Origin of the sequence: Prauserella sediminis, from assembly GCF_014195435.1 — a bacterium.
GTDB classification, from domain to species: domain Bacteria; phylum Actinomycetota; class Actinomycetes; order Mycobacteriales; family Pseudonocardiaceae; genus Prauserella; species Prauserella salsuginis.
The window spans coordinates 1924961-1947124 of sequence record NZ_JACIBS010000001.1 but is presented as its reverse complement, the minus strand read 5'-3'; the positions used below and the strand labels follow the sequence as shown (position 1 = coordinate 1947124).

Genomic DNA, 22164 nt, shown 5'->3' with positions numbered 1-22164 from the left:
AGCACTTGATCAAAGGAACATTCGGTGCTCCCGCCCGACGGCCCGGCCACCGCCCCTCATCGACACGCTGGCGCGTGGCTGCCCCCGCCCGCCGGCCCGACCACCACCCCTCATCGACACGCTGGCGCGTGGCTGCGTTTTCTGGCCCCAAGGTGCCCTTCGGGGCTGCCGTGAGGTGGTCGGCGTGACGCCGCTGGGGCTGTACGAACCGGGCGGGAGCGTCCTGCACCGCGCACCCGCCGGGCCGAAACTGCTCGCCGTGGTCGCGCTCGCCGCCGCGGTCGTCGTCCTCGACTCACCGTCGTGGCTGGGCGGACTGCTGACGGTGGTGCTGGCCGGCTACGTCGTGGCGCGGGTGCCGCGGCGCCGGTGGTGGCCGCTGGTGCGAACGCTGGTGATCGTGTCGGTCGTGGTGTTCGCGGTGCAGTGGTGGCTGCTCGGCGCGATGACGGCAGCGACCGTGTGCTTGCGGCTCGTGACGGCCCTGGCGGCGGCGAGCCTGTTCACGCTGACGACGCGCGTCGACGATGTGGTGTCCACTGTGGAGCGCGTGATGCGGCCGCTGCGGCGGTTCGGCGTGCGACCGGAGATGGTGGGACTGCTCGTCGGGCTGACGGTGCAGGCGATCGCCGCCCTGTCCGGCATCGCAGGGGAGGTACGGGCCGCGGCGAAGGCACGCGGTGCCGACCGCAGCCCGACGGCGTTCGTCGTGCCGTTCCTGGTCCGCACCCTTCGGCACGCCGACCAGCTCGGCGAAGCCCTCGCCGCCCGCGGCACCGGAGACCGCTGAGTACGGTTTCGGACGCGTTCGGTACCCGTGATGTGCACCGATCCACAGGTGCGAACGCAGAACACGCACGAAGAGACAGCCGCGCCCCGAGCGTCGTGTAGGGGTGGTGGTCGGGCGGGAGCGGAACACGCGGGTCTGAGTGCAGGACACGGCGTGCTGAGTGCAGGACACGCGCCCGGCGCATCCCCGGGCCCGGCCACCACCCCTCGCTGGCACGTGGCTGTGTTCGATGCCCCCAAGGTGCCCTTGGCGGCACCTTGGGGGCATCTTGGGGCTTCGCCTCCTGGAGGGTTCGGCGTTAGAAGGTGATCGCCATCGCCGGGTCGGACATCAGTGCTCCGACGTCGGCGAGGAACTGCGAACCCTGCTGGCCGTCGATGACGCGGTGGTCGAAGCTCAGCGACAACTGCATCACCTTGCGCACGGCCAGTTCACCGTCGACGACCCACGGCATGTCGCGGATCGCCCCGACGGCCAGGATCGCCGACTCACCGGGGTTGATGATCGGCGTTCCCGTGTCGACGCCGAACACGCCGACGTTGGTGATCGTGAACGTCCCGTTCAGCATGTCCGCGGGCTGCGTCTTGCCGTCACGGGCCGTCGCCGTCAGCTCCTCGATGGCACCGGCCAGCTCGGGCAGTGACATGCCGTCGGCGTCGCGGACCTTCGGCACCACGAGTCCGCGCGGCGTCGCCGCGGCGATCCCCAGGTGCACGTAGTCCTTGAACACGATCTCGCCTGCGTCGCCGTCCCACAGGGAGTTGACCTCCGGCGTGCGCTTGGCCGCCAGGCACACGGCCTTGGCGGCGAACGCCAACGGCGTCAGCTTCACGCCTGCGAACTCCGGGTGGGACTTGAGCTTCTGCCGCAGCTCCATCATCGGCGTCACGTCGACCGTGAGGAACTCCGTGACGTGCGGTGCGGTGAACGCGCTGTGCACCATCGCCTCGGCCGTCGCCTTGCGCACGCCCTTGATCGGCACCCGGTGCTCACGCGCACCCGCATCGGCGGATGTCGCGGCCTGCGCGGGGGCCTGCTCCGCCGGGGCCGCACCGGCGTGCTGCACGTCCTCCCTGGTGATCACCCCGCCGTCGCCGGAACCGGTCAACGATCGGAGGTCCACGCCGAGGTCCTTGGCGAGCTTGCGCACCGGCGGCTTCGCCAACGGCACGTACCCGCCGCGTGCGTCCGACCCCACCGCCTCCGACGCCGGGGCGGCCGACGTGGCCGGAGCCTGCGCGGCCGCCGGAACCCCGGATTGCGGAGCCGACTGGGCCGGCGCCTGCGTCGCCGGTGCAGAGCCGTTCGCACCGCCGCCGTTCGCACCCGTGCCGTTCGCCCCGGCACCGCCGGAACCCGAACCGGCCGCGGGCTTCCGGGGCCGCCGTTTCGTGCTGGTCGTCTTCGAGCCGTAGCCGACGAGCGGCTTCATCTCGTCGCCGTCGCCCGCATCGGAACCGTCGCCCGAAGCCGCACCGCCCGCGGACGCACCGTTGGCCGCCGGCTGTGCGGCGGCGTCGTCCGAGGCCGGAGCGGTGCCGTGCGGATCGACGTCGACCGTCAGGATCGGCGCGCCGACCTCGACCGTCTGCCCGGGTTCGACGAGCAGCTCGGTCACGACGCCCGCCCACGGGATGGGCAGCTCGACAGCCGCCTTCGCGGTCTCGACCTCCACGACGATCTGGTTGACCGTCACCTCGTCGCCCGGCTGCACCTTCCATCCGAGGATCTCGGCCTCGGTCAGCCCCTCCGCGGTGTCGGCGAGGGGAAACTGCTTGTACTCAGGCATGGATCCTCCTCACCAGTCCAGTGCGTTGTCGACGGCGTGGAGCACCCGGTCCAGATCGGGCAGGAAATGCTCCTCCAACTTGGCCGGCGGGTACGGCGTGTCGAATCCGGTCACCCGCTGCACCGGCGCTTCGAGCGAGTAGAAGCACTCCTGTTGCACACGGGCGGCCACCTCGGAGGCAAGGGAAACCTCGGACGATGCCTCGCTGACGACGACGAGCCTTCCGGTGCGGCGCACCGACTCGAACACCGGGCCGAGGTCGAGCGGCGACAGCGTGCGCAGATCGATCACCTCGAGACTGCGGCCTTCCTCCTGGGCGGCCGTGGCCGCGTCGAGCGCGACCGGCAGCGAAGGACCGTAGGCGGCGATCGTGGCCGAGTCACCGTGGCGGACGACCCGCGAGCTGTGCAGCGGATCGGGCGTGGCCGTCGTGTCGACGGGGGCCTTCAGCGCGCTCGAGTGGTACAGCTTCTTCGGCTCGAACAGCATCACCGGGTCGTCCGAGGTGATCGCCTGCTGCATCATCCAGTAGGCGTCGACCGGGTTCGAACACGACACGACCTTGAGCCCCGGGATGTGCGAGAACAGCGACTCGGGCGATTCCGAATGGTGCTCGACCGCGCCGATCCCGCCACCGAACGGCACCCGGATCACGACGGGTGCCTTGAGCTTGCCCTGCGTGCGGTAGCGCAGCTTCGCCAGCTGGCTGGAGATCTGGTCGAATGCGGGGAAGATGAAGCCCTCGAACTGGATCTCGCACACCGGCCGGTAGCCGCGCACGGCCAGTCCGATGGCGGTGCCGACGATGCCCGACTCGGCCAGCGGCGTGTCAAGCACGCGGTGTTCGCCGAAGTCCTTCTGCAGCCCGTCGGTGACCCGGAAGACGCCGCCGAGCTTGCCGACGTCCTCGCCCATCACGAGAACCTTCGGATCGGCCTCCATCGCCGCGCGCAGGCCGTTGTTGAGCGCCTTGCCGATGGTCATGGTCTGGGTGCTCGCCGACTGGGTGTCCACAGGGGACTGGACAGGTGCCGCCATCAGTGCTCACCTCCCGCGAAACCGGCGAGGTAGCTCAGGTACTCCTCGCGCTGGGCGTCCAGTGCGGCCGGGGTGTCGGCGTACACCTCGCTGAAGATCCGTTCCGGTGGCGGATCGGGCATGTTGAAACAGAAGTCGCGCAGCTGTGCGGCGAACTCGTCCGCCTCGGCGTCGACACCGTCGAAGAAGTCCTGCTCGGCACAGCCCGCCCGCGCGAGGTGGACGCGCACCCGCTCGATCGGGTCCTTGAGCTTCCACGCCTCGAGTTCGTCCGAGAGCCGGTAACGCGTCGGGTCGTCGGTCGTGGTGTGGGCGTCCATGCGGTAGGTGAACGCCTCGATGAGCACCGGCCCGTTGCCGTGGCGGCACTCGTCGAGCGCCCACCGCGTCACGGCCAGACAGGCGAGCACGTCGTTGCCGTCGACCCGGATTCCGGGGAAGCCGTACCCGCGGGCGCGCTGGTACAGCGGCAGCCGCGACTGGCGTTCGGTCGGCTCGGAGATCGCCCACTGGTTGTTCTGGCAGAAGTAGACGACCGGGGCGTCGTAGACCGCGCCCCACACGAAGCCCTCGTGCACGTCACCCTGGCTGGTGGCGCCGTCACCGAAGTAGACGATCGTGGCCTCGTTGTCGACGTCGTCGGCGTTGCCGACCTTGCCGTCGAACTTCTGGCCCATGGCGTAACCGGCGGCGTTGAGCACCTGGTTGCCGATGACGATCGTGTACGGGTGGAAGCCGTATTCGGCCGGGTCCCAGCCCGAGTGGTCGGTGCAGCGGAAAATGCCCAGCAGGTCACGGAAGTCGATGCCGCGCGTGTACGCGACGCCGTGTTCGCGGTAGCTGGGGAACGCCATGTCGGCGGGCCGCAGCGCGCGGCCGGAGCCGACCTGCGCGGCCTCCTGCCCGAGCAGCGGAACCCAGATACCGAGCTGGCCCTGGCGCTGCATGGCGTTGGATTCCCGATCGGCCCTGCGCACCAGCACCATGTCGCGGTAGAGCCCACGCAGTGCCTCGGCATCGATATCGGCGAGATAGGGGTCGAACCGGCTGTCGGCCAGCCGCTCACCTTCCGGCGTCAGCAGCTGTGTCAGCTCTGCACCGCCTTCTGTCGTCGCTCGCAAACCCGCGATCACCTGCTCCGGGGATGGCTGTGCCGCTGTCGCGGCGGGGCCGGCGCCCGGGTCCGGTCGCGTCCACTGTTCTGGGGACGGCATGGTTTCTCCTCCAGGTCGTGCCGCTCGGCCGCTTGTGGCGACCGTGGCGACTCGCCGCCGGCACCGCCGGCACGTACCTGTGGTGTGGCCGCGCCGGTGTCCGTCGGCGGTGACGGTTCACGTCGTCATCCTGGCACGAACGGGGGAGGTTTGCGGAGGCCCCGTGGCCGAATCTTTGTCGGGAATGCGGCCGTGAACTGGGAAAATACTCGGACTACCAACGGTGAGGCCGCCGAAAGTCTGGCGTCCATTGCGCTCCTGGCCAGCACCGCACCCGTGACACCACGACGACCGGTGACCGCGCCGTCGCGAGCCGTGCGAGACGTGAGCGACCCGCGTCACACCTTCGCGGCATGTTTGGATGACGGCATGGATGCGGCGGTGATTCGGGAAACGGTCCGTGGCCGGTGGTCGGCCGATTCGGGTGCGGCGCTGGAGGGCCTGTCGCGGCTGGTGGAGATACCGGCCCTGTCGCCGTCGTTCGACGCGGAGTGGGAGACGACGCGGCAGCTGCACGCCGCCGTCGACCACGTGCGCAGCTACCTCGACGCCCTGGATGTGCCCGGCGCGAGCACCGACGTCGTCGAACTGCCCGGCCGCACCCCGGTGCTGCTGCTCGACGTCCCCGCCACCGGCGACGCCCGCACCGACGAGACCGTCGTCGTCTACGGCCACCTGGACAAGCAGCCCGCCGCGGGCGAGTGGTCGCCGGGTCTGGGGCCGTGGACGCCGGTGGTGAAGGACGGCCGGCTGTACGGCCGGGGCGCCGGCGACGACGGCTACGCCGCCTACGCCGCGGCGACCGCCCTGGAAGCGCTGCACGCGGGTGGCGGCGCGCACGCCCGCACGGTCGTCCTGCTGGAGACCTGCGAGGAGTCCGGCAGCCGCGACCTCGGTGCCTACCTGGAACACCTCCGGCCGCGACTGGGTGAGGTCGGCCTGGTCGTCTGCCTCGACACCTCCGGCGTCGACTACGAGCGGCTGTGGCTGGCCACGTCGCTGCGCGGGATGGTCTCGTTCGACCTGTCCGTCCGGGTGCTCACCTCGGGCGTGCACTCCGGGCACGGCAGCGGTCTGGTGCCCAGCAGTTTCCGCATCCTGCGAGAGTTGCTCGACCGGGTGGAGGACCCGCGCACCGGGCGGCTGCATCTGCCCGAACTCGTCACCGAGGTGCCGGCGGATCGGCTCGCCGAGGTCCACGCGGCGGGCGATGCCCTGGCTCCGACGCTGCCGCTCGTCGACGGCATGCGCTACGCGCATGACGACGTCGCCGACCTGGTGCTGGCGAACACGTGGTCGACGACGATGTCGGTCACGGGCGCCGACGGGCTGCCGCCGTTGCCGGAGGCCGGCAACGTGCTGCGGCCTTACACGAGCGTGAAGCTGAGCTTCCGCCTGCCGCCCACGGTCGACGCCGACACCGCACTGGCCGCGCTGACCCGGGTGCTCACCACCGATCCGCCGTTCGGCGCCCAGGTCGAGATCACCCGCACCGACGCGGCCACCGGATGGAACGCGAACCCGCGCGCCGGCTGGCTGGAGTCGACCCTCGACGAGGTCGGCGACGAGGTGTTCGGCCTGCCGTGGCGTGCGCTCGGCCTCGGCGGCACGATCCCGTTCCTCGGCCTGTTCGGCCGCGCCTATCCGGACGCACAGTTCGTCGTCACCGGCCCGCGCGGCCCCGGCAACAACGCGCACGTGCCCGACGAATGGCTGCACCTGGAACAGACCGAACGCGTCACCGAGGCCGTCGCGCGGATCATCCACGCGCACGCGAGGTCGTGAGGCGCTCCCGGCGGCACCGACCCGGCACACCCGGCGTCATGTGCAGCGCCGGCCCGGCGGATTCGCAGTGGCAGGATGGGTGAGGTGGAACAGCGAACCGTAACCGACACCGTTCAGAAGACGTGGTCGGAAGAGATCCTGCCCAGCCTGTCCGGTCTCGTCGAGATCCCCGCACTGTCGCCGGGATTCGACCCCGAATGGGAAACCTCCGGCCACCTCGACGCCGCGATCGCGCACGTACGCGCATGGATGGAGTCCCGGCAGATCCCGGGAGCGACCATCGACGTCGTGCAGCTCGAGGGCCGCAGCCCGGTGCTGTTGCTCGACGTCCCCGCCACTCCCGGCGCCGAGGACGCGGGCACCGTGCTGCTCTACGGCCACCTCGACAAGCAGCCACCGGTCGGCGGCTGGTCCGAGGGGCTCGGGCCGTGGAAGCCGGTCGTCGACGGGCACAAGCTGTACGGCCGCGGTTCCGCCGACGACGGGTACGCGGGCTACGCCGCGACCGCCGCGCTCGAAGCGGTGCGCGCGGGCGGGGGCATGCACGCACGCTCCGTCGTCCTGCTGGAGACGGGTGAGGAGTCCGGCAGCCCCGATCTGCCCGCCTACCTTGAGCACCTGTCCGACCGGCTCGGCCGCGTCACGTTCGTCGTGTGTCTCGACTCCGGGGGCAACGACTACGAGCGGCTGTGGTTGACGACGTCGCTGCGCGGGCTCGCCCAGGTCGACGTGACGGTGCGCGTGCTCGACTCGTCGCAGCACTCCGGGCTGGCCAGCGGCGTGGTGCCGGACTCGTTCCGGGTGCTGCGCACGCTGCTCGACCGCATCGAGGACTCGGCCACCGGCGAGGTGCTGCTGCCCGAGTGCAACGTCTCGATCCCGCAGAACCGGATCGCCGAGGCGGGCGCGACCGCCGAGGTCACGCCGCCCGGTTCCGTCGCGGGCACGTTCCCGTTGCACGGATCGACACAGTCGGTCGCGGGCGACGACGTCGAGCTGCTGTTGAACAACGCGTGGCGGCCCACGCTGTCGATCATCGGGGCGTCCGGTTTCCCCGAACCCGCCGACGCGGGCAACGTGCTGCGGTCCGCCTCGACGCTCGCGCTGAGCTTCCGGCTGCCGCCGACGGCCGACTCCACCGCCGCGCTCGAAGCCATCAAGAAGGCGCTGACCACCGACGTGCCGTACGGCGCGACCGTCGAGCTGTCGGGTGTCGAGGCCGCCGACGGGTGGAACGCACCGGACGCGGCGCCGTGGCTGGCCTCGACGTTGGAGTCGGTGAGCAGCACGGTGTTCGACGCGCCGTGGCGTACCAGCGGGCTCGGCGGGTCGATCCCGTTCATGGGCCTGCTCGGGGAGAAGTACCCGGAGGCACAGTTCCTCGTCACGGGCGCCCTCGGGCCGGATTCGAACGCCCACGTGCCCGACGAGTGGCTGCACATTCCGCAGGCCACCCGCGTCACCGAGGCGGTCGCCCACTTCCTGGACGCCCACGCCCGCGGCTGACCCGCGTGTCCTGCACTCAGACCCGCGTGTCCTGCACTCAGACCCGCGTGTCCTGCGTTCAGACCCGCGTGTTCTGCGTTCAGACCCGCGTGTTCTGCGTTCGCGGCCTCCGGCTCCCTCGTTGCCGGGTCCGGAGGCCGCGGCGGGTCCTGTGTTGCACGCGCCCCGTGTCGCAGGTTTCGGGGCCGGCCGCCGTCCTCATCGACGCGGTGACGCGACCGCATCCGTGGGCCGTTTTTACGGATCGGGGAGGGCACTCCCTGACGTGAAGACGCCCGCTGACCTGCGGCGTCGCCTACCACGCGCGTCGCAGGCCGGGGTCAGCCTTCGATGATGCGGGGTGGGCCGTCGTCGCGGTCGTCGCCGGAGCGGTCACGTTCGCGGGACGTGTCGCCCGTGTCCTCGCCGTCGGCCACGACCTCGCTGTCGACGACGATCACCTGGCTGCGCATGCCGGGGCCGAACGGCCCGCCGCCGTATGCGGCTCCACCGGCGGGCGCCCGCTTCTGCGCGCGGCGCAGCCAAGACCTGCGGACGACCTTCCGCGTCGGCGGGATCAGGAACAGCAGTCCGAGGACGTCGCTGACGAACCCGGGCAGCAGAATCAGCATGCCGCCGACGCCGACGAGCATGCCGTCGGTGATCTCCTCGTGCGGCGACTTCCCGGAGCGGGCAGTCGCGCTGAAGGCGCGCATCGCCTTGCCACCTTCGCGGCGCGCGAGCCACGAACCGACGAACGCGCCCGCGATGAGCAGTCCGATCGTCGGGAGGAAGCCGATGAACGACGCCACCGTCCACACGGCGGCTACCTCGGCGATCACGTACAGCAAGAGCAGAACGGCCATATCGGGTCAACGTACGCGACGCCCGTTTTGATCCTGCTCGTGATCACTGCGTGAAGCGTCCGCCCGACAAACCACCCACTCCGGGCAGGCCCGTATGCCGCTGCAGCAGCCAGGGAGGGGCGAGGCACAATCCCGGGCATGACCGAAGTACCCGAGCGGACCGTGCCGCAGCGGATGAGTGTCGTGACGTTGGCCGTAAGCAACGTCGAGGAACTGCGCGACTTCTACAAGGCGCTCGGCTGGGAGGAACTTCCGTCGAGCCACGGCGACTGGGTCGGCTTCCTGGCAGGCGGCGTGGTGCTGGCGCTGTATCCGCGGGCGGCGCTCTCGGCGGAGACCGGTGCCGGCATGTACGGCGGCGGGTTCACGCTCGCCGTGAACGTCGACAGCCCCGAGCAGGTCGACACGGCCTACGAGGCTGCCCTCGCGGTGGGCGCGGGCGCCGTGGCCGAGCCGCAGGAACGCCCGTGGGGCGGCAGGTCGGCCTACTTCGCCGACCCGGAGGACAACCGCTGGGAGATCGCCTACAACGAGACGGCCGTGTTCGGCGAGCATGGTGAGGTCGTCGGATTCGGCGCCGCGAGCGAGTGACCGACGGCCCGAGGGGCGTCAGTCCGCGCCGGGCAGGTCGAAGAAGCTGAGCATGCGGACGGCTGGCGTGTAGTCGCCCTTGACCCTGAGTTTGCCCCTGACGAACTGCGAAGCCGGGCGCGCGTTGCCGGTGGCCACGCGGAGGAAGTCCTCGAACGGCGCGGTGATCGTCGTGTCCGGCGTGAGTACGCAGTCGGCGGTCGACACGCAGCGGCCGTCCTCGATGACCGTCTGGTAGCGGTCGTAGTCGTCGCCGTTGGGGAAACGCCAGGTCACGACGATGTCGGCGTCTCCGGCGCGTTCGGCGTTGAAGTGGTCGGCCATGCGGCGGAACACTTCTTCGAGGAACAACGCGCGCAGCTGCGGATGCCGCGCCAGCCCGCGGAGCTGCTCCTTCGAGGCCGCGCCCACGACGTCGGCGAGCACCTCCGTGGACAGCGAGCTGAGCTCGATACCGGACCCGGTCGCGTCCAGCATGTGGAGCGTTTCGAGCACGCGGAGGAACTGCTCCGTGCTCAGCACTCCCACGTCGATGCTGCGCGCGAACTCGTCGAGCACACTTCCTGTCGGCACGGCGTCAGGTTACTCAGGGGTATACACGGCGGCAAACACACCTGTCGCACTTGTCGCGCCCGGCGAACTGCAGTCGAACCGCCCACGAGTGACCTCGTCGCCGGGACAATAGGCACCGTGCGAGGTGTGTTCTGGTCGAGCGTGCTGCTGTACGCGGCGGTGCTCGTCGTGTTGTGGTTCGTACTCCCAGCCGATGGTGTGGTCCTGCATTCCGGACTGAGTGGTCCCGACCGGTGGGGAAGCAGGGGCGAGTTCATCACCGTGATGGCGGCAGTGGGTGCCGGACTCACGGTGTTGGTGGACGTGATCGCAAGCCGCTTGATCAGTCGGGTTGCGATCACGTCGCCGATGGTGAACCTGCCGCACAAGGCGTGGTGGTCCGCCACGCCCGAACGCAGCGCGAGGGCACAGCGGATGATGACGGCGGACTGCTACGTCCTCGGCGCGGGCACGATGGTCTTCGTATCGTTGATGGCGGTGCTGACCCAGTTCGCCGATCCCTGGATCGCGCTGACGACAGCCGGCGTCGGTGTACTGGCGCTCCTCGGCTGGAGCGTGCAGCTGATGACGAGGCGCTATCGCCCGGACAACGCCGCGTAGCCACACCCGGGCCACTGCGGGCAGCCGCCGAGTGGGCCGTGGGTTCTCCGGCTAACCTTGCGGAACCCTGGGCTCCGCGAGTTCCGTCAATGTGTTCGCGAGCTCGCAGGCTTTTTCGGTGGTCTCGGCACTGGTAACCATGATGTCTACGCGGGTTTTTTCGGTGACACCGATTGCAATATTGCAGTTCCCATGTCCCGCAGCCTGCGCGTAGTCGCGACCATCCTCGGTCGTAAACTGCACGCCCCTACCGATGTCGTTCATATCCTGCACGCCGCCTTTATCCCGGATAGCGACAGACGGCGTCGGCACCAACGCGGCGGTGTCTTGGGCTTGCGCAGGCCATGTACAGGTCGGCGCGCCACCTACAGTCGTATGCTCAGGCTGCTGAACCTTCGCATGCTCAGATATTTCCTCGACGGCCAAAACAGAACACGGGTCCAATTCTGACACCGAAGCAGCATCAGCGGATTCGGAACTCTCCACTATAGAGGAACCCGGCACAGACGTCGACCCGTCCACACTCGACTGCGGTGTACCACCTTCGCTATTCGAACAGGCCGAAACCGTCAGGCCGGCGGCGGCAACGAATGCCAACATAGCCGAACGTGTGAGACGCACTGGTGCTCGCTCCTACTGCTTAAAGGTGCTCCGCTGCTCTTCCTCGGACTCACGGTAGTTTTCCATAGCGACCTTCAACGCTTCCTCCGACTGCTCGATAACCTTTTGCAGCTGGCGAAGCATAGGAAGAACACCCTGTGGACCGTCTCCACTTTGTTGGACATGCTGCGCAACCTGCTGTGCGTAAGGTCCAGTTCCGAGCATCGGGGCGACTGCAAGGTTATTGGCTTCCGCCATGATATTCCCCAGATCCTGCTGCGCTTCCTTCAGCGCATCGCGGATGGGCTCGGCCGCATTCTCGCTCACGCGGAAGCCGCCGCCCTTCGCCGAGTCGAGCAGTGCGCCGGATTGGGCCTTCGCGTCGCCGACTTGCTTGGCGAGGGCGCCGACGGCGCCGCCGATGCGCATAGCGCTACCGCCTGTGGGGGCGGGGATGTCACCGAATTCAGGCATCTTCTCGATTCCCTCGTCGATCCGTAAGCGTGTGCGGGCAGTGACTATTCGCCGATGACGGGTGGGGCGGTGCGGGCGTCGGTGCCGAAGAGGCTGTCGGGGTCGGCTTCGACGAGCCAGGAGGGGCGCTGGTGTTCCTCTTCATCGCCGCCCTGCTGGCCCTTGCCGGCGCCGGCGCCGCCCATCATTCCGCCGCCGCCTCGGGCACCCGAGCCGCCGGCGGCGGCAGCGGCGCCCGGTGCGGCACCGGCACCGCCGCTCATGCCCTTCGCGGCACCGGAAGCGGCTCCCGCACCGGCAGCACCGCCTGCGCCCGCGGCACCCGCGGCACCCTTGGCCGCTCCGGCCGCGGAGCCACCACCGGTCGGGCCGAACCCGGCCGAGGCGGCTCGGCCGCCGAGCTTGCTGTTGTACGGCGTCGAACCACCGGCCTGGCCACCGCCCATCGGGCCGACCGGCGCCGGACCCATACCGGGAGCGCCCGGGCCGCCTGTCGTCGGCACTCGCGGCGTCATCGGGTTGTTGCCCTGCGGGCCCGTGCCCGGCAACTGGCCCGCACCGGTCGACGGGCCACGGCCCGCGATCGGAGTCGGGGCCACGTTGGGGTTTCCGCCGGAGGGGGAGTTGTAGCTGCCGCCGCCACCGGTCGGGCCGCCACCGGTGACCGGTGCGCCACCCGTCGGCCCACCGCTGTAACCGGACGCGCTGGTCGTGTCACCACCCGAAATGTCGACCACGTCGCCACCGCGGCCCAAACCTGCCTTGTCACCGGAACCCGCCGAGAACGTCGGCGGTTCGGAGAACGCCGGCTGCTTCGACGCTGCCTGGTAGAGGTTCTGGTCGTAGGTGTTCATGACCTGCACGGCCTGCTGGTGGGCCGCGTCGGACTTCTCCCGCGTCTCCATGGCCTTGTTGAACGCGCCGATCGGGTCCATCGGGTTGTCCTTGACGGCCGAGCCGAAGTCCTTCATCAGCCCGTTCGTCTCAACCGGCTCGGGCATCGTGTTCTTGGCCGTCTCAGCCGCGTTGGACTGGGAGTAGGTCGCTTCCGAGGCCAGCTGCGCGTTGGTGGCGTTCGAATCGGCCCACGTCGACATCTGGTTGAAGTATCCGAACGCGTTCTCGGCAGCGTCGCCTTCCCACTCGTGCCGCGCCTTGCCCACGCTCTCGTTCGTCCGCTGCGACAACCGGTCGAGCACGCTCTTGATCTTGCTGAACGTCTCCGACATCTGGTTGACCTGGGCGGGGTCGAGGTTGGTGGTCACGAAGCCCTTGATCTCGGCATGCTGCCGGCCCTGGTAGTTCTCGTCCGAGCCGTTGAGACCGTCGAGCACCTCCGCGTTCTGGGAGAGCTCCTTGATCTGCTGCTCGTTCATGCCCGCTGCGCGTGCCTCGGCAACAAGCTGCCCCATGGGCATGCCGAACGGGGCGTTTCCGTACTGGGCCTGACCTTGGGCCTGGTACATCGCCTCACGCTGCTGGGGCGACAGGTTCGCACCATCGCTGCCGGTCCCGGTGCCCACCGGGCCGGTGTTGCCCTCGCCGTTACCGGGCTGCGACATAGCTACTTCCCCCACCTCGTCATCAGGTCGCCACGAGACACGTACGTTAGGTGACGGTACTGGGACGTTCGGACCGTGTCAGCGGTTCCCACGAAATCACACGACCTCCGTTGGCCACTCCCACGAGCGCGTCGGCGCAGCGTAGGAGCGTGGAGGTACAGCCCCGGACGTGCCGTTCGACACGGTCCGCGGACCCACGAGTGGCGAATCCCGCAGCTCGGCCACCACCCCGAAGCACGATCCGCGCGAACGGGCAGTAAGCGCCTCCCGCGAGCGCCGCCGTGAGCAGATCGCCGGGACGCGGCCACCCGGAGCGGCGTAAAGTCATCCAGCGGTATGTCGCAGGGACACCGGCGACACGGCACATCGGCTGGGAGGACGCGTGACGGAGAGCGGGCAGCAGGCGGAGAAGTCGAAACGCCTGCCGAGGGCGGTGCGCGAGAAGCAGATTCTCGACGCCGCCGTCACGGTGTTCGCCCGCCACGGGTACCACCCGGCGTCGATGGACGAGGTGTCCGAGGTCGCAGGCGTGTCGAAGCCGATGATCTACAGCTACCTCGGCTCGAAGGAGGACCTGTTCCTCCACTGCATCCGCCGCGAGGCGAACCGGCTCATCGACGCCGTGCAGACGGGCATCGACGCCGACGTCGCCGCCGACATGCAGCTGTGGACCGGGCTGCGCGCCTTCTACGGGTTCGTCGCCGAGCACCGCGCGTCGTGGACGGTGCTGCACCAGCAGGCACTGGCCGTGGGCGGGAAGTTCGCCTCCGAGATCACCGCGCTGCGCTCCCACGCGATCGAGATGGTGACGAAGCTCGTCGTGTCGGAGGGCTCCCGCAAGGGCCTCGGCGAGCAGGCGGAGTTCTCCGGCGAGGGCATGGCGGCCGCGCTCGTGGGCGCGGCCGAGGCGCTGGCGGACTGGTGGCTGGACCACCCGGACCTGTCACCCGGGGTGCTCGCGTCGTGGCTGATGAACCTGACCTGGCTGGGCTTCAACGACCTCGTCGAAGGGCAGGTGTGGCGGCCCAGCTGACCGCCGCCTGCGGCTACTCGCGAGGCCGGCGGATTCCGTCGAGCAGGAACGTGGTGCGCCGGTCGTAGTCGGCCACGGGAGGCCGGGTGCCGTACTTGAGCGCGAGCGCACTGTCGTGGACGAGCGCCTCCAGGTCGTCGGTCCGGAACTCCGCCCTGAGCTCGCCCGAGGCGTGGCCCGCGGCGATGAGCTCCGCGTTGAACTCGCCCGCCACGTGGCAGATCGCCATGAGCTGCTGCGACTCCGGATACATTTGCAGCAGTACGTCGTTGACGGCGGGCTGGCGGTACTGGAGCTCACGGATCGCGGCGAGGTAGTACGCGACCCGCTCGCCCGCGTTCGCGATGGTGCGCGCGTGGTCGACGATCGCGTACAGCTCGGCCGCGACGAGCTCTTCGATCACCGCCTCGATGAGTCCGATCCGGCCGCCGAACCTGTTGAAGACCGTCGCCTTGCTCACGCCCGCCGCCTTCGCCACGTCTTCCAACGGCACGGCGAGCCCCCGGCCGCGGAACGCATCGATCGCGGCACGGCGGATCTGCTCCGTGTTGCGCTTGGCATCGGCACGCATCCGAGACTTCCCGGACTGCGGTTTCCCGGACTCCGACCTGCCGGACTCGGATTCCACAAGCTCCGGTTCCACAGGCTCACGTTCCGCGGGCGTCGGTGCTGCGAGCTCGTCGGTCATGCCTCACCTTCCCCTCCGACCACCGGACCACAAGTTGACCGATGAGGTCAGTTTATCTATCGTCGATGTCGAACACAAACTAACCAGCCAGGTCAACTTACGCGGGGCGTGCCGATTCAGCCCGGCATGACTCCAGGGAAAGGTCACGAGAATGATCGTTGTCACGGGTGCCACCGGCACTCTGAACGGAGCCACCGTCGAGCACCTCCTCGAACGCGTACCGGCCGAGCGCATCGGCGTCAGTGCCCGCGACGTCGGCAAGGCACAGCACCTCGCCGAACGCGGCGTACGTGTGCGGCAGGGCTCCTACGACGATCCGGTCGCGCTACGTGATTCGTTCGAGGGCGCCGAGCAGGTACTGCTGGTGAGCTCCAACGACATGTCGGCCGACGTGCTCGGCCAGCACCGCACGGCGATCGAGGCCGCCGTCGCGGCCGGCGCCACGAGGATCCTCTACACGAGCCAGCAGAACCCCGTCGGAAGTCCGTACACCCCGGCGGCCGTGCACGCCGCCACCGAGGCCGCCCTTGCCGAGGCCGCCCTCACCAATTCCGGAGTCGCGTGGACCGCGCTGCGCAACGGCTTCTTCGGCGACCTCGACCAGTTGCTGGGCCCCTGGCGGCAGACCGGCGTGATCGCGCAACCGGCCGACGGCCCCATCCCGTGGACCGATCGCCGAGACCTCGCCGAGGCCGCAGCGGTCATCCTCGCCGGGGACCGTCCGTTCGACGGCCCCGTGACACTCGCCGCGCCGCCCGTCACCCTCGACGACTTCGCCAAGGCGCTGACCGAGGCCACCGGCCGCACGATCGAACGCATCGTCGTCGACGACCAGCAGTGGCTCGCCGACCGGATCGCAGAGGGCACACCGGAGTTCGTGGCCGACATGACGCTCAGCATGTTCCAGGCCGCCCGCGACGGTTACTACGCGGAGTCCGGCCCGCTACTGGGCGAGCTCCTCGGCCGGGAGCCCCGCAGTGCCGCCCAGCAGGTCGCCGGCCGGATCGCGGCCTGACGTACGTCGCCCTTCGCCGGGCAGCCGCATCGGACACGGAACCCGACGAAGGGGACCTGCACTGCGGGGTCGCAGGCGTGGCGGCCAGGCCGACCGCCACGGCCGAGCCGGGAGGCGTGTCGGGTCAGACCGTGGTGGCCTGCATCGCGCCCTGGACGGCCGAGCTGCCGATGTCGCCCTTCGGCAGGGGTTGCTGCGCCTCGAGGGCCCCGGTCCAGTCATCCGTCGAAGCGACCGCGGCCCAGTTGGAGTTGAGCAACGTCATCAGGGTCGTGTGCACCGTCTTGGCATCCGCGGCACCGGCGTCGTTGGCGAGGTTGACCGCACCGGTCGCGTCCGAGAGCACCTCGGTGGCGAATCCCAGGTACTCGGCCTCGACCGCGGAGGCCAGCACACAGTTGTTCGTCATGTAGCCGACCAGTGTGACCGTGTCGACGCCCTGACTACGAAGCCAGTCGCCGAGGTCCGTGCCTGCGTAGATCGAACTGTTCTGCTTGACGAACTGCTTCCAGTCGTCGGTTCGGCGAGCGGCGACCTCCGGGTGCAGTTGGAAGTCGGGCTGGGTCGGGTTGAACAGGGGCGCGTCCTCGCCCATGGTGTGCTGCACCGCGACGACGGGGATCCCGCCGGCATTGGCGGCGTCGACCGCACGGGTGATGCGGGACAGGGACTCCGCGTGCGGCGGGTACTGGATCTCCAACGGGCCGTCGAAATAGACCTGCTGGACGTCGATGACGACGAGCGCGCGTCGAGGTGTGGTCACGAAGTCCTCCTTGGACTGGCATGGGTCTCGGAGTGGTGTCGCCGCGCCACTGGTGACGCTTCGTAGTCGATCCTGCCGAGGTTCCTGCGTACCGGCGAGTGGCGTGAACGCCGATATACGATGAGTTCACGCCAACCGGAGGTGCTGGGATGCGAGTCGGGATCCACGCGTTCGACGGCGTCACGATGTTCCACCTCTCGGTCCCGCAGATGGTCTTCGACGAGGTGACCCGGCAAGGCTTGGCGCACTGGGAGACGTTCCTGTTCGGCGACACGCCGGGCACGATCCGCACCGCCGAGGGTTACCGCATCGGAGACGTCGCCGGGCTCGCGGACGCCCGGGAGGCCGACGTCGTCGTGATGCCGTCCTGGTTCCTGGACGGCCGCCCCGCCACGGCCGCCGTACGCGCGACGCTGACCAGCGCGCACGAGTCGGGCGCCACGATCGTCGGGCTCTGCCTCGGCGCGATCCCCGTCGTCGACGCCGGCCTGCTCGGCGAACGTCCTGCCGTCACGCACTGGCAGGGCTTCGATCTGCTGGCGCAGCGCCATCCCGGCCTCGACCTCGACGACTCCGTGCTGTACATCGACCACGGGGACGTCCTCACGTCGGCCGGCACCGCGTCCGGGCTGGACGCGTGCCTGCACCTGGTCCGGTCACGTCTCGGCGCGACCGCCGCCAACAAGGTCGCCCGCAGCCTGGTCATCGCACCGCACCGGGAGGGCGGACAGGCCCAGTACATCGAACGCCCCATGCCTCCGCGGTCGGCCGGCGACGCGATCTCCCGTGCGATGGAGTGGGCCGAACAGCGGCTGGCGGAACCGTTGCCGGTCGAACGGCTGGCCGCCACCGCCCACATGAGCACGCGGACGTTCGTGCGGGCGTTCCGCTCGGCGACGGGTGCGACCCCTGCCGCCTGGGTTCGCGCACGCCGACTGGACGAAGCCCGCCGGCTACTGGAGACGAGCGACCTGCCGGTCGACCGGATCGCGGTGGACTGCGGCTTCGGCAGCGCTGTGACGATGCGTCAGAACTTCTCGGCCCGGTTCAAGATCTCGCCCTCGCAGTACCGCCGCCGTTTCCACGCCGCCGCGGATTGAAACAGCTACGGATTGAAACAGCTGCGGGCTGAACCGGCATCCGACGCCGACCTCGCGACCGGTGCGGCTCGTCGTGAACCGCACCGATCCCGGGAGATCGCCACGGGCGCCCGTCCCGACGTCGCAGCACCACGGCCCCGCGGTGCTACAGGACTGCGGGGCCGTGGGACTACGCGACCGCTGGACTGCGGTGCTACGGAACTAGGTGCTACGGAACTCGCGCCTACGGAACTACAGGTGCGTGATCGTGCCCGACAGGTGCGGCTTCGGCTTGCGCGCGTTCCACGCCTCGAAGGCGTGCCCGTCGTCGGTCCGCCACGCCGTGAACGCCACCTTCGCGGGCAGCAGCACCGGCAGCTTGAACCTGACGTCGACCGAGTAGGCGTCCGGCAGCCTGCCCTCGAACGCGGCGAGCGCGCGCGCCTTCGTCCACATACCGTGGGCGATCGCCGAGGGGAAGCCGAACGCCTTCGCCGTCAGCGGGTGCAGGTGGATGGGGTTGCGGTCGCCGGACACCTCGGCGTAGCGGCGTCCGATGTCGCCGGGCACGCGCCAGATCGCGCCCGGCGTCGGGGCCGCGAGCTGCTGGCCACCTCCGCTCGAGCCGGAACCGCCACCTCGCCGCAGGTACGTGCTCACGTCCGACCACACGAGTTCGTCGCCGGCCAGCGCCTCGCTGATGACGTCGAACTGTTTGCCCTTCTCGTGCGGGCGCAGGTCGGCCACGCGCACGCGCAGCGTCACCGCCTCGTCGAGCCGGACCGGCCGGTACTGGGTGATGCGGTTGGCGACGTGCACCATCCCCAGCAGGGGGAACGGGAACGACGGCTCGGCCATGAGCGCCATCTGCATGCCGAACGCCTGGATGTGCGGGTAGGTGATCGGCAGCTCGTCGGCGAGCCGGAATCCGCACACCTGGTTGTAGGCGGCGAGCTCGTCGGGATCGGCGACCACGCCGGTGCGCACGAACTCCAGGTCCGGCAGCGTGTCACCGCCGTTCTTGCGCAGCCCGCCGAGCACGACCTTCGGGTACAGCGCCGCCACGTTCGGGGCGCTGTCGAGCTCCTTGACCGTCATGTCACGCCCCCAGGAACGCCTGGCCGCACACGCGCACGACGTTGCCGTTGACCGCGGCCGACGCCGGGTTCGCGTACCAGGCGATGGTCTCGGCGACGTCGACCGGCAGCCCGCCCTGCGACAGCGCCGACAGCCTGCGGCCGAACTCGCGGATCATGATCGGTACTGCGGCCGTCATCTGCGTCTCGATGAAGCCGGGCGCGACGGCGTTGATCGTGGCGCCGTAGTCGGCCAGCCGCGGCGCGGTGTCGTCGACCATGCCGATGACGCCGGCCTTGCTGGCGGCGTAGTTGGTCTGGCCGACGTTGCCAGCGATGCCGGCCATCGAGGAGACGCCGATGATGCGGCCGCCGGTGTTCAGCACCTTGTCGGCGATGAGCTTGTCGTTGACGGCGAGCTGCGAGACGAGGTTGACGCTCAGCACCGAGTCCCACGCCTTGTCGGTGAGGTTGCCGAGGGTCTTGTCGCGCGTGATGCCCGCGTTGTGGACGACGATGTCGACGCCGCCGTGGCGCTCGGTGAGGTGCGCCGCGAGCTTGGCCGGCGCCTCGGCGGAGGTGATGTCGAGCTGCAGCGCGGAGCCGCCGATCTTGTTGGCGACCTGCGAGAGGTCGGCGCCCTGCGCCGGGATGTCGAGCACCACGACGTGGGCGCCGTCGCGGGCGAGCGTCTCGGCGATCGCCGCGCCGATACCGCGGGATGCGCCCGTGACCAGGGCGGTCTTGCCCGCGAGGGGAGTGTCCCAGTTCTCCGGGGCGGCCGCGGTCGTCACGCCGCCGGTGCCGACGCGGATGACCTGTCCCGCGACGAACGCCGACTTGGCCGACAGCAGGAATCGGATCGTCGACTCGGTGGCCTCCTCCGCGCCCTCGGCCACGTAGACGAGCTGGGCGGTCGCACCGCGCTTGAGTTCCTTGCCGACCGAACGGGTGAAGCCTTCGAGCGCGCGCTGGGCGATGCGTTCGCCACCGCCGGTCGACTCCGGCGGCGTGCCGAGCACGACGACACGTGCCGACGGGGCGACCTTGCGGATCACCGGCTGGTAGAAGGCGTACAGCTCACGCAGCTGCTCGGGGTCCTTGATGCCGGTGGCGTCGAAGACGAGCGCGCCGTACCGGGTGTCGTCGCCCGCCTGCTCGGTGAGCACGTCGATGCCAGCGGCGCCGATCTGCTTGGTGAGCGTCTTCTCGAGCCGTCCGCCCGCAGCGGCGCCGATCAGCGCCGGGCCCGCCAGCGGCGGCTCACCGGGGCGGTAGCGCCGCAGCTTCGGCGGGTTGGGCAGGCCGAGCTTCGGAACCAGGAACTTGCCCACCGCGCTCGTGGTGAACTCTTGGTACTTGTCCGCCATCGCTGCGTCACCGCCTTCGTCTGAGGTGCCTGTTGCCTCACACCCTAACCTACTCGCCAGTAAGTTACACTCGGAGTCGCAGGGCCGCGAGCGCAATCCGACACTGAACCAGTGCGCAGGCCGCCCAGCGCCCACAGCACCGGGGAAGCCCGAGTACCAGCCAGCAGGAGGAAGTCATGACCTCAGCGGAGAAGCCGAGCGGCGGCAAGGCCCGGTCGAGCAAGCCGAAGGCGCCGACCGCGCGCAGGGTCGCGATCGTCGGTGCGAACCGCATTCCGTTCGCACGATCCAACGGCCCGTACGCGAACGCCTCCAACCAGGACATGCTCACCGCCGCCGTCGACGGCCTGGTGAGCCGCTACGCGCTGCAGGACGAAGAGCTGGGCGAGGTCGCCGCGGGCGCGGTGCTCAAGCACTCGCGCGACTTCAACCTGGCCCGCGAGGTCGTGCTCGGCAGCAGGCTCGCACCGACCACGCCCGCCGCCGACGTGCAGATGGCGTGCGGCACCGGCCTGCAGGCCATCGTGGGCACCGCCAACAAGATCGCGCTCGGCCAGATCGACTCGGCGATCGCGGGCGGTGTGGACACCACGAGCGACGCGCCGCTGGCCGTCAACGACGACCTGCGCCGCGTGCTGGTCAAGCTCAACTCGGCCAAGACGATGGCGCAGCGGCTCAAGCTGCTCGGCAAGCTGCGGCCCGGCCACATCGTCCCGGAGATCCCGCAGAACGCCGAACCGCGCACCGGCCTCTCGATGGGCGAGCACGCGTCGCTGACGGCGAACTCGTGGGACATCCAGCGCGCCGACCAGGACGAACTCGCCGCCACCAGTCACCAGCGGCTCGCGGCCGCCTACGACGCGGGCTTCTTCGACGACCTGCTCACGCCGTTCCTCGGCCAGACGCGCGACCAGAACCTGCGCGGCGACTCGACGGCCGAGAAGCTCGGCAAGCTCAAGCCCGTTTTCGGTGGCCCCGAGGGCACGATGACGGCGGGCAACTCGACGCCGCTGTCCGACGGCGCCTCGGCGGTGCTGCTGGCCACTGAGGAGTGGGCCAAGGCGCACAAGCTGCCGGTACTGGCGTACCTCACGTTCTCGCAGACCGCGGCCGTCGACTACGTGCACGGCGACGAGGGCCTGCTCATGGCGCCGGCCTACGCGGTGCCGAGGATGCTCGACCGCGCGGGCCTGACGCTCGGCGACTTCGACTTCTACGAGATCCACGAGGCGTTCGCGTCACAGGTGCTGGCCACGCTGAAGGCGTGGGAGGACCCGACGTTCGCCAAGGAGAAGCTCGGCCGCGACGAGCCGGTCGGCGCGATCGACCGCGCGAAGTTGAACGTCAACGGGTCGTCGCTCGCCGCGGGCCACCCGTTCGCGGCAACCGGCGGCCGCATCGTCGGCACCCTCGCCAAGCTGCTGGCGGAGAAGGGCTCGGGCCGCGGCCTGATCTCGATCTGCGCCGCCGGCGGTCAGGGCATCACGGCGATCCTCGAGAAGTAACCGCCGCGTGGTGTGCCCCGAGGGCACCTTCGGGGCTCCCGCCCGCCGGCCCAGCCACCGCCCCTCAAGGGCACGCTTACGCGTGGCCGTGTTCGATGCCTCGAAGTTCGACGCCTCGAAGCTTCCCCTGATCGACCTCTGCCACGCAGAATCCGCCCATCGGGACAACGGCGAGCGACTGGGTTGGGCACCCCGTTCGTCTCGTCGATGAGCCTGCCTGCCGTCGGCGAGCAAGTCGATCGCGAAGGGAACGGCGAAGGGAACAATT

General features: G+C 69.8%; 21 protein-coding genes. 9 read left to right on the top strand and 12 right to left on the bottom strand.

Annotated elements, in window-relative coordinates; genetic code table 11:
- Positions 1-184: 184 nt before the first annotated feature.
- Complete coding sequence (locus FB384_RS08805) at positions 185-790, top strand: energy-coupling factor transporter transmembrane component T family protein (RefSeq protein ID WP_183781302.1); 606 nt, start codon at positions 185-187, stop codon at positions 788-790.
- A 298-nt stretch (positions 791-1088) separates the two neighbouring features.
- Here FB384_RS08805 and FB384_RS08800 read toward each other — a convergent pair whose 3' ends face one another.
- From FB384_RS08800 to FB384_RS08790, 3 genes are read right to left on the bottom strand one after another with little or no spacing between them, the layout of a single operon-like run.
- Complete coding sequence (locus FB384_RS08800) at positions 1089-2579, bottom strand: dihydrolipoamide acetyltransferase family protein (protein ID WP_183781299.1); 1491 nt, start codon at positions 2577-2579, stop codon at positions 1089-1091.
- Positions 2580-2588: 9 nt separating this feature from the next.
- Positions 2589-3617, bottom strand: a complete 1029-nt coding sequence (locus FB384_RS08795; protein WP_183781296.1) for an alpha-ketoacid dehydrogenase subunit beta — start codon at positions 3615-3617, stop codon at positions 2589-2591.
- A complete protein-coding gene (locus FB384_RS08790) occupies positions 3617-4831 on the bottom strand; it encodes a thiamine pyrophosphate-dependent dehydrogenase E1 component subunit alpha (RefSeq protein WP_183781293.1) in 1215 nt (404 codons plus the stop codon). Before FB384_RS08790 ends, FB384_RS08795 begins: the two co-directional genes overlap by 1 nt.
- Before the next feature lie 369 nt (positions 4832-5200).
- Between FB384_RS08790 and FB384_RS08785 the strand changes: the two genes are divergently transcribed.
- A complete protein-coding gene (locus tag FB384_RS08785) occupies positions 5201-6616 on the top strand; it encodes a M20/M25/M40 family metallo-hydrolase (protein ID WP_183781290.1) in 1416 nt (471 codons plus the stop codon).
- A gap of 75 nt (positions 6617-6691) precedes the next feature.
- Positions 6692-8122 carry a M20/M25/M40 family metallo-hydrolase gene (locus FB384_RS08780; protein ID WP_183781287.1) on the top strand — a complete coding sequence of 477 codons (1431 nt, stop codon included), beginning with the start codon at positions 6692-6694 and terminating at the stop codon, positions 8120-8122.
- Between the two features lie 320 nt (positions 8123-8442).
- Here FB384_RS08780 and FB384_RS08775 read toward each other — a convergent pair whose 3' ends face one another.
- Positions 8443-8967 carry an FxsA family protein gene (locus tag FB384_RS08775; protein ID WP_183781284.1) on the bottom strand — a complete coding sequence of 175 codons (525 nt, stop codon included), beginning with the start codon at positions 8965-8967 and terminating at the stop codon, positions 8443-8445.
- Positions 8968-9105: 138 nt separating this feature from the next.
- Here FB384_RS08775 and FB384_RS08770 point away from each other — a divergent pair, with 138 nt between their 5' ends.
- Positions 9106-9558 carry a VOC family protein gene (locus FB384_RS08770; protein WP_221212676.1) on the top strand — a complete coding sequence of 151 codons (453 nt, stop codon included), beginning with the start codon at positions 9106-9108 and terminating at the stop codon, positions 9556-9558.
- Between the two features lie 18 nt (positions 9559-9576).
- Here FB384_RS08770 and FB384_RS08765 read toward each other — a convergent pair whose 3' ends face one another.
- A complete protein-coding gene (locus tag FB384_RS08765; protein ID WP_258936312.1) occupies positions 9577-10131 on the bottom strand; it encodes an SCP2 sterol-binding domain-containing protein in 555 nt (184 codons plus the stop codon).
- 117 nt (positions 10132-10248) lie between these two features.
- Here FB384_RS08765 and FB384_RS08760 point away from each other — a divergent pair, with 117 nt between their 5' ends.
- On the top strand, positions 10249-10731 hold the full coding sequence (locus FB384_RS08760; protein WP_183781281.1) for a hypothetical protein: 483 nt from the start codon (positions 10249-10251) through the stop codon (positions 10729-10731).
- A gap of 51 nt (positions 10732-10782) precedes the next feature.
- Here FB384_RS08760 and FB384_RS08755 read toward each other — a convergent pair whose 3' ends face one another.
- Genes FB384_RS08755 through FB384_RS26805 form a run of 3 tightly spaced genes read right to left on the bottom strand, consistent with a single transcriptional unit; the run spans position 10783 to position 13367 of the window.
- Entirely contained in the window at positions 10783-11331 is a 549-nt protein-coding gene (locus tag FB384_RS08755; protein WP_183781278.1) for a DUF3558 domain-containing protein, read from the bottom strand.
- Positions 11332-11364: 33 nt separating this feature from the next.
- Positions 11365-11805 carry a hypothetical protein gene (locus tag FB384_RS08750; RefSeq protein ID WP_183781275.1) on the bottom strand — a complete coding sequence of 147 codons (441 nt, stop codon included), beginning with the start codon at positions 11803-11805 and terminating at the stop codon, positions 11365-11367.
- Positions 11806-11849: 44 nt separating this feature from the next.
- On the bottom strand, positions 11850-13367 hold the full coding sequence (locus FB384_RS26805) for a hypothetical protein (RefSeq protein WP_228725989.1): 1518 nt from the start codon (positions 13365-13367) through the stop codon (positions 11850-11852).
- Between the two features lie 382 nt (positions 13368-13749).
- Here FB384_RS26805 and FB384_RS08740 point away from each other — a divergent pair, with 382 nt between their 5' ends.
- The gene (locus FB384_RS08740; protein WP_183781272.1) at positions 13750-14400 is read left to right on the top strand and encodes a TetR/AcrR family transcriptional regulator; all 651 of its coding nucleotides are present in this window, start codon (positions 13750-13752) and stop codon (positions 14398-14400) included.
- Between the two features lie 13 nt (positions 14401-14413).
- Here FB384_RS08740 and FB384_RS08735 read toward each other — a convergent pair whose 3' ends face one another.
- Complete coding sequence (locus FB384_RS08735) at positions 14414-15088, bottom strand: TetR/AcrR family transcriptional regulator (protein WP_183781269.1); 675 nt, start codon at positions 15086-15088, stop codon at positions 14414-14416.
- A 151-nt stretch (positions 15089-15239) separates the two neighbouring features.
- Here FB384_RS08735 and FB384_RS08730 point away from each other — a divergent pair, with 151 nt between their 5' ends.
- Positions 15240-16103 (top strand): NmrA family NAD(P)-binding protein, encoded by an 864-nt coding sequence (locus FB384_RS08730; RefSeq protein ID WP_183781265.1) that lies wholly within the window; start codon positions 15240-15242, stop codon positions 16101-16103.
- A gap of 124 nt (positions 16104-16227) precedes the next feature.
- Here FB384_RS08730 and FB384_RS08725 read toward each other — a convergent pair whose 3' ends face one another.
- A complete protein-coding gene (locus FB384_RS08725; RefSeq protein ID WP_183781262.1) occupies positions 16228-16866 on the bottom strand; it encodes an isochorismatase family protein in 639 nt (212 codons plus the stop codon).
- A gap of 149 nt (positions 16867-17015) precedes the next feature.
- Here FB384_RS08725 and FB384_RS08720 point away from each other — a divergent pair, with 149 nt between their 5' ends.
- Positions 17016-17966 (top strand): GlxA family transcriptional regulator, encoded by a 951-nt coding sequence (locus FB384_RS08720; RefSeq protein WP_183781259.1) that lies wholly within the window; start codon positions 17016-17018, stop codon positions 17964-17966.
- Positions 17967-18197: 231 nt separating this feature from the next.
- Here the strand turns inward: FB384_RS08720 and FB384_RS08715 are convergent, their stop codons facing one another.
- Both FB384_RS08715 and FB384_RS08710 read right to left on the bottom strand, forming a co-directional pair.
- Entirely contained in the window at positions 18198-19043 is an 846-nt protein-coding gene (locus tag FB384_RS08715; RefSeq protein ID WP_183781256.1) for a MaoC family dehydratase, read from the bottom strand.
- 1 nt (position 19044) lies between these two features.
- Entirely contained in the window at positions 19045-20391 is a 1347-nt protein-coding gene (locus FB384_RS08710) for a 3-oxoacyl-ACP reductase (RefSeq protein ID WP_183781251.1), read from the bottom strand.
- Between the two features lie 176 nt (positions 20392-20567).
- On the opposite strand from FB384_RS08710, the gene FB384_RS08705 reads away from it, so the two are divergent.
- Positions 20568-21896 (top strand): acetyl-CoA C-acetyltransferase, encoded by a 1329-nt coding sequence (locus FB384_RS08705; RefSeq protein ID WP_183781248.1) that lies wholly within the window; start codon positions 20568-20570, stop codon positions 21894-21896.
- Positions 21897-22164: the final 268 nt, after the last annotated feature.